The sequence below is a fragment of the Furfurilactobacillus milii genome (assembly GCF_009863985.1).
Lineage (GTDB): Bacteria > Bacillota > Bacilli > Lactobacillales > Lactobacillaceae > Furfurilactobacillus > Furfurilactobacillus milii_A.
On record NZ_WEZT01000051.1, the window covers coordinates 1 to 1,921 of the forward strand.

The following is a 1,921-nucleotide window of genomic DNA, read 5'->3' on the forward strand; positions in this document are numbered from 1 at the left end:
TAAGTTATTAATCACGATTAATGATTTATTTGAGCTGTGGAAGGTAAACGCGGTTCTGAATGTCTCTTAAAACCTGTCTCAAATATTGACTTCAATCCAAAAACTATCTTAATCAAGATGAGATACGCCAATTAGAGCGTAGTGTTTCAAGCTATTTTGATTATATTGAGGGACTAATAGAACGACGGAATGCGTTTACTATGACGGAATTTTCAGATAGCATAGATCGCTTCTTGTCATTCCAGGAATATAAAATACTTCCCGACAACGGTTCTGTTTCAATGGGTAAAGCCAAAGAAAAGGCATCACTTGAATACGAGAAGTTTAATAAAACTCAAAAAATAGAATCTGATTTTGACAAGCAAGTTAAAAAAATTATCAACAACGAGAAAAATAACTAGTGTCCCAACCGGGGTGTATTCCGTTGATCAGTCTGTTGTCCAGAGCAGTAGTTTAAAACAGCTTTATCGGCTGTCATGATAACGTTTATTCGTTACTCACATACTTTTCAAACAAAAAGAAGGCGTTCATATTGGCTGATGAAAGGTACTTAAGGCTTAACGTTCCATATGCTGACAAGGAAGAGGTAAAATCATTGTTCGCTCGTTGGAACCACAACGAGAAGTTCTGGTATGCCACCAATCCTAAATACTATTATCGATTTGCTAAGTGGATTAATACTGACGTTGTAATAACCAATTCTCTCGGAATAGTAAGTGCCAAAATGGAATGTTGGCGCTGCGGTGAAAAAACTATGGTCTCAGGAGTTGGAATTCAACATAACAATATGATATTTGTTACTGAACGCTTAGATTTACTAAATGATTTTGGAATCGATTTAATGATTATTCCTTGGTCATCAGCAGAGAAATTCATTCCAACTCAACTAGTTCAACATGCAGAAAGTAATTACCATATCAAAGCTGCTTATTCTCAAGCGGTGAACTCTACTTACTTGGCTAATACCTGCTCCAACTGTGGGGCACTGCAAGGCGATCACTTTGTCTATGGTCTAACTGAAGAACCTTTAGGAATTAACAGCGAACAAGAACTTTTCTTGGAAGAAATTCCGCTACTCAAAGGTGACTTACCTATACTCTTTGAACCTAATGTACAAGCTAGTCCGCAAACTAATTTGCTTAGCCATACAGAAGTAATTCGTTCAAAGTTTTCATTAACTGACTACACAATACCGCAATAGCAAACTCAGTTCTGAGGGGATGCACAAGGGTACTAAAAACTAGCTTGATTGCACTAAGAAAGGCGCCATCAAATCGATGACCTCAACACCTATTCAAAAACGACACTCTTTACCGGAGTTGACCACTACCCGCCGGTTCCTCATTTCATTTTTTAGAATTTTTTAACCATGGTGGTGTCGCTCATCCTCATACATAACAATTATTTAGGAGATTATCATGAAAAAAGCAATTGCATTATCCGTTACCCTGTTGGCATCACTTAGCTTAGCCGCATGTAGCAATTCTGGGCATAGTTCGGCGCATTCTGGAGGCAATAAAGACACGTCCAGTAAAGTGTCTAAGACATCTAAAAAGGCCTCTACTGACCAGTCGAAACAGTCCGGTTCCAGCAGTCAACAGTCCTCATCTAGCACAGCATCTAGTTCAAGTAGTAGCAGCGATACCAACAGCCAACTAGCAGCACAATTGACAGACAATGACTGGTACATGCTTGCTTATTTGCAGACATGGGGTGCTAAAACACCACAAGAAATGGCCAGTTACCCAATGGACAACCTAGAGTTTTACACGAACGATAATGGCAGGTCGGAGCTAGACCAAGGTCACGTGGATTCAACTTGTGGTAGATTGCAAATTTAATCCGAATTTTTGGACAAATTTGTCAGCATAACCTGATACGGTGTTTGCCAGTCGAGTATTTTAAGCGGTCGCTGGTTAAT

At 39.3% G+C, this 1,921-nt stretch carries 2 protein-coding genes and 1 pseudogene; all 3 read left to right on the forward strand.

The genetic code is table 11. The features are described 5' to 3' along the window. Positions 1 to 95: 95 nt before the first annotated feature. A pseudogene (rhuM, locus tag GB992_RS11380) lies at positions 96 to 401 on the forward strand (RhuM family protein); the annotation flags it as partial. Between the two features lie 131 nt (positions 402 to 532). Next, positions 533 to 1,201: a DUF5710 domain-containing protein gene (locus GB992_RS11385; protein ID WP_161002547.1), complete on the forward strand. Its 669-nt coding sequence runs from the start codon at positions 533 to 535 to the stop codon at positions 1,199 to 1,201. Positions 1,202 to 1,418: 217 nt separating this feature from the next. After that, positions 1,419 to 1,841, forward strand: coding sequence for a hypothetical protein (locus tag GB992_RS11650; RefSeq protein WP_162855697.1), 423 nt, complete (start codon positions 1,419 to 1,421; stop codon positions 1,839 to 1,841). Positions 1,842 to 1,921 lie beyond the last annotated feature (80 nt).

Coding starts and splice junctions, on each gene's coding strand:
- GB992_RS11650 (WP_162855697.1), top strand. CDS start 1,419: ATGAAAAAAGCAATTGCATTATCCGTTACCCTGTTGGCATCACTTAGC.